7 protein-coding genes are annotated in these 7,166 nt (G+C 43.4%); all 7 read left to right on the top strand.

What is annotated here, in order from left to right:
- The first annotated feature begins 148 nt into the window (after window positions 1-148).
- The 7 genes from ACI2JM_RS13915 to gspD all read left to right on the top strand — a co-directional run bounded on the left by ACI2JM_RS13915 (window position 149) and on the right by gspD (window position 7,134).
- Window positions 149-760 carry a hypothetical protein gene (locus tag ACI2JM_RS13915; protein WP_404644975.1) on the top strand — a complete coding sequence of 204 codons (612 nt, stop codon included), beginning with the start codon at window positions 149-151 and terminating at the stop codon, window positions 758-760.
- A 114-nt stretch (window positions 761-874) separates the two neighbouring features.
- The gene (locus tag ACI2JM_RS13910) at window positions 875-1,393 is read left to right on the top strand and encodes a BLUF domain-containing protein (RefSeq protein ID WP_404644973.1); all 519 of its coding nucleotides are present in this window, start codon (window positions 875-877) and stop codon (window positions 1,391-1,393) included.
- Between the two features lie 62 nt (window positions 1,394-1,455).
- Window positions 1,456-1,893 (top strand): BLUF domain-containing protein, encoded by a 438-nt coding sequence (locus ACI2JM_RS13905; protein ID WP_060491721.1) that lies wholly within the window; start codon window positions 1,456-1,458, stop codon window positions 1,891-1,893.
- A gap of 430 nt (window positions 1,894-2,323) precedes the next feature.
- Entirely contained in the window at window positions 2,324-2,647 is a 324-nt protein-coding gene (locus tag ACI2JM_RS13900; protein ID WP_045453321.1) for an H-NS family nucleoid-associated regulatory protein, read from the top strand.
- Window positions 2,648-2,976: 329 nt separating this feature from the next.
- Complete coding sequence (gene gspN / locus ACI2JM_RS13895) at window positions 2,977-3,804, top strand: type II secretion system protein N (RefSeq protein WP_404644970.1); 828 nt, start codon at window positions 2,977-2,979, stop codon at window positions 3,802-3,804.
- Complete coding sequence (locus ACI2JM_RS13890) at window positions 3,805-4,701, top strand: type II secretion system protein N (RefSeq protein WP_404644968.1); 897 nt, start codon at window positions 3,805-3,807, stop codon at window positions 4,699-4,701. It abuts the gene before it with no gap.
- 186 nt (window positions 4,702-4,887) lie between these two features.
- Window positions 4,888-7,134: a type II secretion system secretin GspD gene (gene gspD / locus ACI2JM_RS13885; protein WP_404644966.1), complete on the top strand. Its 2,247-nt coding sequence runs from the start codon at window positions 4,888-4,890 to the stop codon at window positions 7,132-7,134.
- Window positions 7,135-7,166: the final 32 nt, after the last annotated feature.

Below are 7,166 nucleotides of genomic sequence, written 5' to 3'. Positions count from 1 at the left end.
AGGCTAAGTTTCTACGCCAAGGATGGATGGAGAATAATCTACCTAAACTGTTTCATGATATGGGCTGTATCGATTTTATAAAGACTTAACTATATAAAAGTGCCCACCTTACTGCTAGTGCTGAGTACAAAGAATGAAAGATGGTGATGTGTTTCAAAAAACTAATTTGGGCAGAGAAGAGATTAAATCTCAGAGTCTCGGCATATTGCCGCGTGAAGCAAGAACATTGCTCATTATGATCGATGGCAAACGCACGTATCAAAGCTATCTTGATACGCTTGATCGTAGCAAAATGTTTGCCGATTTTGGCGGTGTTGCACCACTATTTGAGTTGCTGTTAGGGCTTGAGTGTGTAGAGATAGTGGGCGCTGATAATGCTGCCTCTCAAATATCCACTGCGCCGCAAATACCGCCGGCTTATCAGTCTCAAGCATCGTCGTCTGAAAGAAATATTGAGACAGAGTTTGATCGCACCTTTAATGATAAAGGTCTCAATAAAATGGCAGCATTAGGCAAGAAATCAATCAGTAGTATTTTCAAGGCTAGGTTGTCTGGTGCGAGCTACGAAACGATAAAGTCAGAGTTGGCCAACTATATTGAAAAAAACGCCCCACCAGTAGAAGCTTGGGGTTATTTGTTGAGTTTAGAACAATGCGGGGATAGCTCGCAATTATTGAGCTTGGTCAAAGAAATACAGAGCACCAGTAGCAGTAATTTATCACGCGGCATGAATGATTTTATCAAAAAAATTCAACGTTAATATATACGCGACTTATGTTATAAAAAAATGACTTATACCACAAATACTCGGTTATAAAAGACAGTAGCTGGGTGGTGATAGGTGAAAAATTTAGCAAACTAATTGGAGTGTTTTGTGGAATCAGCTGAGCTTTCAGAATTAAATCGCCTAAAAATGCATCATGGCGAGCATATTATTCTGCGTTTAACTTATATTAGCCGTTACAACACCGACAATCCTCAAGGTGAAGTAACGCGCATCCTGACACAGGCTCAGCAAAATAATGAGCGTAATGGTATTACGGGTGCTTTGGTGTTCAATCACAATTATTTTTTGCAAAGTATTGAAGGGGCGAGACCCGTCATCAATGAATTGCTCAGAAAACTGGTTAAAGATGATCGGCATCATGGCTTACAAGTTATCGAATGCCGTGAAGTAGAGCTGCGCCATTGGAGTAAATGGTCAATGAAGTATTTGATTCCGAGCGATGAAAACAAAGGACTTGCGCTCAAATTTTCGACAGGTACTCAGTTCAATCCTTATTTGATGAACACCAATCAAATCATGATGTTAATTGAGACGTTATCAGACCTTCAAGAGCAAGAAGCAGTGAGCGCCGCCAAAAAGAAGAAACCATGGTTTTCTATTGGCTAATTGACTGACGTGTATAAACGCTAAGAACCATCACACCCATGACATTTTACAAGAGATAAGATATGACATCAGCAATGGAAGATGCACACATTTTGATGAGCATGACATACGCTAGCCGTGCCAACCCAGATGTATCGGCCAACGACTTCAACGAAATCTTGCAGCAAGCACAAGTAAATAATGCTGCCAATGGCATCACTGGTATGCTGACGTTTAATAAAGATTATTTTTTGCAAACCATTGAAGGGCCAAGAGCACAGATCAATCGTCTGTTATATAGTTTAATTGCTGATCCGCGTCATCATGACTTGCAGGTTATTGAAACACGTGAATTAAAGCATCGAGCATGGTCTAAATGGTCCATGAATTATGCTTCCCCGACTGAAAAAAATGCGGCGATTTATTTAAAATATTCGACAACGATTGATTTTAATCCCTATTTATTGAGCGCCGAAGCAGCCTATAATTTGATGAATGAGCTTAGTGATCAGCATGATTAATCAATGGAGATTTTAACTAATCGGTAGGTATATATGGAAACAATCGGTTGCTATTTTTAATGGATTTATGTTTGCTGAGTTATTCGTTTAACCGTTTTTAGGACATTGTTTATAGAGACTGATTTTATCTTAAAATTAATAACTGTTTACGAATAACTATTAAATAAATAGTGGTTTTTCATTTACCCGATTTTACTATTCACTGACCTTTGTTATAGAAGATATAATAATCTACTGTTGTGATAGCAAGGTTTTTTGTTTATATTATCTACGCCCTTAGGTATTGTGGCTAACAATATTTTATTTGGTTGAAAAAATATCGATTTGTGACATTCATCGTTGTATTTAATGATGAATAAGTCATTCTTAGTTCTTAATAGTGAATAATATCTATTAAGGTTATATTTTTTATCTTACAATTGGATTTATTATGAGCAAAAATACTGCCATTGATTTAGAAAACCTGAACGTTGATGAGCTACGTGCCATCACTGAAAATGCTCAGCAGCTTATTGCCAAAAAACAACATCAGCGTTTGTATGATGCTTATATGCAGTTTGAGAAAATTGCAGAAGACAGCAATGCCTCTATCGAAGAAATTCTAAAAGCTGGTGAAACGCTAGAGAAAAAACGCAGCATCAAGTATCGCAATACTGACAATAACGAAGAAACGTGGACTGGCCGTGGTCGCAAGCCAACGTGGTTGGTTGAAGCGCTAGCAGCAGGTCGTAGTATCGAAGATTTTGCAATCTAATAGTGTAGTGGCTAACAAGATGATGTTGGTTTAGATTTAGCAAGGTGCAATTTTTACCAAAGACTATTTAAAATAAGCGTTTGTTTGAATAAGTCCCGTTTTAAAAAAGCGCCAGGTTACATCTACTCTGATCATCGGGCTTGTTTCTCATGATTTGCGTGTAATTATAGCGTTTGATCGTGATAGTCCTTTCGTCTTAGGAGCTGATAAAAGTCAGTATCTTTATTGCCATTATTTTGGTAAAAAGATACTGGCTTTTTTTCTGTCATCTGTATGCCATTGTTTGTTATGATAATGACGTTTTTGTCTTATATAAGAGTTATGCAACCGTGCCCCAAGTATCTGCGTCGTCTCATAAGCGCCCTCGTAAGCTGTGGTGGCTGGTTGGGTTTGTATTATTTGCATTATTTGCTGTGTTGCAAATGCCAGCGGCGTGGCTGCTTGAAAAGTATGCTCCCGAAACGCCTTATGTACAGCATGTGTCGGGTAATTTATGGCAAGGCTCCGTTATCTGGCAGATGCCTTTAGCAGCGACACCGCTCACAGGTACGGCAGAATGGTCGTGGCAGCCATGGCATTTGTTATTGGGTAAGATAAGTGCAGAGGTCGATATCACTTCAGCACAAACTCGCCTCAATGGACAAGTAAAGATAGGCAGCAACTCATGGCAAGTGGATAATATGAGCGGCAAGATAGCACCTGAGACGTTGGCAAGTTTGGTTGATTGGCAATTGCCCAATACACCGATTCAGGTCAATAATGTCTCGCTCAGCCGTCAGTCTGGCTCAAGTGCCGCCGCAGAAAACGCTTCAACAAAAAATTCATCTGGTTTTAGTCAAGCGGATGGTCAGTTGACATGGGTCGGCGGTGAGATAGGCTATCCTAGCGGTGGCAAGGTTTTTTATCTGACCATGCCTGCGATGCGTGCTGAGTTAAGTGCCGAGCAAAAAAATAATAAAAACCTGCTCCATATCAATTTATTAAACAATCAAGATAAGCGCTTGGGCGACTTATATATCGACGGCGATAATATGTTGGATGTCAGTTTGACGCAGCGTTTATTAGAAAGTATGCCTGAGTATAAAGGGCAAGCACCCCAAGATACCCCAGTTGTCAGTGTGCGTCAGCCGCTATTAAATGGGCTGGGGACACGCTAGATGATGAATGTTTCTACCACTTTAAAACCTGTGCTTAACACCCTTAATCGATTCTCAGGTTGGGTATTGTTATTGGCTGTTGCTTGGTTATGTTGGACAGCGGCTCGATTACTATGGTTGTTGCTCGCCGCACCATTGGCACCGATGCTGCCACCAGCAGCTTTGCAAAACACATCGGCATCTGGCAAGGACTATAGTGGATTATTTGCTATTTTTGCAGACCCTGATCCTATTGCAGCAGCAGTGCAGCTACCGCCCAATGTCAATCTAAAAGGCGTTCTGTTAGCAATGCCAGAGAGCATGTCCTCGGCACTACTGGATGTCAATGGTGAAGTGAAAAACTATCGAATCGGTGACGCGCTAAAAGACAGTGGCTATACCCTTGTCGCTGTCGACTGGAACTCGGTTGTCATCGCTGATGCCAGTGACAAGCAAACCGTCATTAGCATGCCAGCCGCGATGCCATTAGACCAAAGTGACATGATCGCAGGTGCCGTCAGTAATCAGCGCTTGCCAGATAACAGCATGCTGCCAAACGCCCCTCAGCCTACACAAAATACTGAGGAGGCGTCCGCTGCGACAGGCAGTGACAGTAGTCCGCAATCTGCTATCGATGAGGCGGTCACAGAATTGCAAGAAAACCCTGCCAGTTATTTGAGTAGGATGGGGGTTATGGCAGCAGGGGAAAGCTATCAAGTGACGCCTGCAATGCCAGCAAAGCTGCGTAATCGTCTAGGGCTTGAGCCAGGTGATAAAGTGCTAACGGTTAATGGTCAAAGCGTGGGTAGTAATCCTGCCCAAGATGCTAGTGTGCTGCAACAGGTACAGCAATCAGGTGAGGCGCAAATAGAGGTGCAACGCGGCGATCAAGTCATTACCATTCGTCAGCAGTTTTAAGCACAATAAATGGGTGAGAACTCTTATTTTGAATAAACAAGTTTTAAGTAAACAAGTATTTAGATAGTGCCACTTAAATAATGCCATTGTGGGCAGAACGTTAAGTGAGCAAAGCAATCATTGAGCACCTTAGCACACAATAAATCCAGTACATACTAAGCGACATCACTGTAGGTAATCATCAATATGGTAAGTTTTCATAATTTTTCAGTCACGCCTCTGTACCATGTTTTGCAGCGCCTGATGCGCCTGTGTCGTCCTATTTGCCTAGCCGTACCATTATGGGCTGCCAGTACGGGTCTTGCGAGTGCTGAGAGCTGGAAAGTCAACTTACAAGATGCCGATATCAAAGCCTTTATTAATGAGGTGGCAACCATCACTGACCAAAACTTTGTCCTTGATCCGCGTATTAATGGCAATGTGACGGTGATTTCTAACAAAGCCTTGTCCCGTGACGAAATATATCAGCTGTTCTTGAGTGTGATGCAAGTCAACGGTATTGCAGCGATTGACTCGGGAACGACCATCAAATTGGTGCCAGATAATGTCGCCAAACAATCTGGCGTGGCTGTTGATTTACGCGGTGACAGTGTTGGTGAGGCGTTAGCTACTCGTGTTATTTATTTAACCAATACCCAAGCTGCAGAAGTGCTGGGTGTCATCCGTCCGCTTATGCCCCAATCAGCTCATGCCGCTGCCGTACCTGGTGTCAATGCCTTAGTATTGTCCGATCGTGCAGATAGTCTTAATCAGCTGACGTCGCTTATCCGCGATTTAGATAGCAACGTCAATGACAGTTTGCAAGTGATACCACTACGTCACGTCGATGCTGAACGTATGATGGAATTGATTAGCGCCTTGGTTGCAAGCGCTGGTAGCGGGCAAGCACAAGGTGGTAATAACCAGCTTAAAGTCATCGCTGACACCTCTAGTGATAGATTGTTGGTGAAAGGCAGTCCGGAGATGATTGCTAAAGTCAAAGAGATGGTCAATCAATTGGACACCACGCCTACAAGGCGTTTGAGTGGTCTGCGCGTCTTTCGATTAAAATACGCCAGTGCAGGTCATATTGCAGATATGCTACGCGGATTGCTCGCCAATCAATCTATTAATAGCGCTGGAGCAACATCCTCGTTAGAGTCTGCATCATTGAACGATTCCAGTAGCACGGGCGCTACCTTGACTAATGAGTCTAGCACTAACACAACGAACAACGCGACGACCTCAGCGACCTCTGGTGCCAATTCGAGTAGTACTGGTACAGGTGTTGGCGGGCGACCTTTTAGTATTATCGCTGATGAAACCCAAAATGCCGTTATCGTCAATGCAGCACCTGAGCTGATGTTTGAGATTGAAGATGCGGTCAATCAGTTGGATAGTCGCCGCGCGCAAGTATTGATTCAAGCGGCTATTGTAGAAGTGTCAGGTGATGATGCGACCCAGCTTGGTGTGCAATGGGCGCTTGGCAATGCCAATAGCGGCTACGGAGTCGTAAACTTCAATAACGTAGGCGCGAGTGCTACAGCACTTGCTGCCGCGGCGTTGGGTGGCGGTGCCGCCAGTATCAGTGCAGCAGCAGGCTCGATAGCTGGTGCTTTGATTGGTATTGGTGATAGCAGCAAAGACAGTCAGGGAAACACCCAGTTTTATGGGGCTATCTTGCAAGCGCTTGATTCTTCTACCAGTGCCAATCTGCTGTCTATGCCATCAATTTTGACATTGGATAACGAAAAAGCCAGTATTTTAGTGGGTCAAAACGTGCCTTTTGTGACAGGTTCCTTTACCACCAGTGGCAACGATTCTAGCAACCCCTTTCAAACCATTGATCGTCAGGATATTGGTATCAACCTAAATGTCATTCCTCATATTGGCGACAATGGCACCGTACGCTTGGAGGTCTCGCAAGAAGTCTCATCCGTCGTGCCTGGTAGCACTGGAAATGCTACTGGTTTGGTGACCAATAAAAGCCTCATCAATACGACGATTCTGGCTGATGATCAGCAGACCATTGCTCTCGGTGGCTTGATGCGTGAAAACAGCACCACGCGCCAACAAAAAGTCCCTGGCTTGGGTAATGTGCCGGTCATTGGTCGACTGTTCCGCTCTGACAATGACACGACGCAAAAAAGCAACTTAATCATATTTTTACAGCCAACCATTTTACGTGATGGCAGGGCAGTCGCCAGTGTCACCGAACGCAAATTTAACCAAATGCGCGTCCTACAATTGGTCATTGATAAAAACGGTACCATTAAACAGCTGCCATTGAGCGGTACAGAAGGTTGGAATGGCGATGTTAGCGCAGATTATGAATTGATGCCGCTCAATCCCCTTGTTCCTAAGCGTGATCAGACACCAAAGTCTCAGTCTCAAGGTTTTACCAAAGTAGACAGTCCTAATAATGGTATGACAACTTATCCTTTAAATCGTTAAGCACTCAAAAAAGCGCTTTATTAATGATAGGT

Origin of the sequence: Psychrobacter sp. NPDC064578 (assembly GCF_044901245.1) — a bacterium.
GTDB lineage: Bacteria > Pseudomonadota > Gammaproteobacteria > Pseudomonadales > Moraxellaceae > Psychrobacter > Psychrobacter cibarius_C.
The sequence above is the reverse complement of the archived record's forward strand: the minus strand, read 5'-3'. Positions and strand labels throughout refer to the sequence as shown.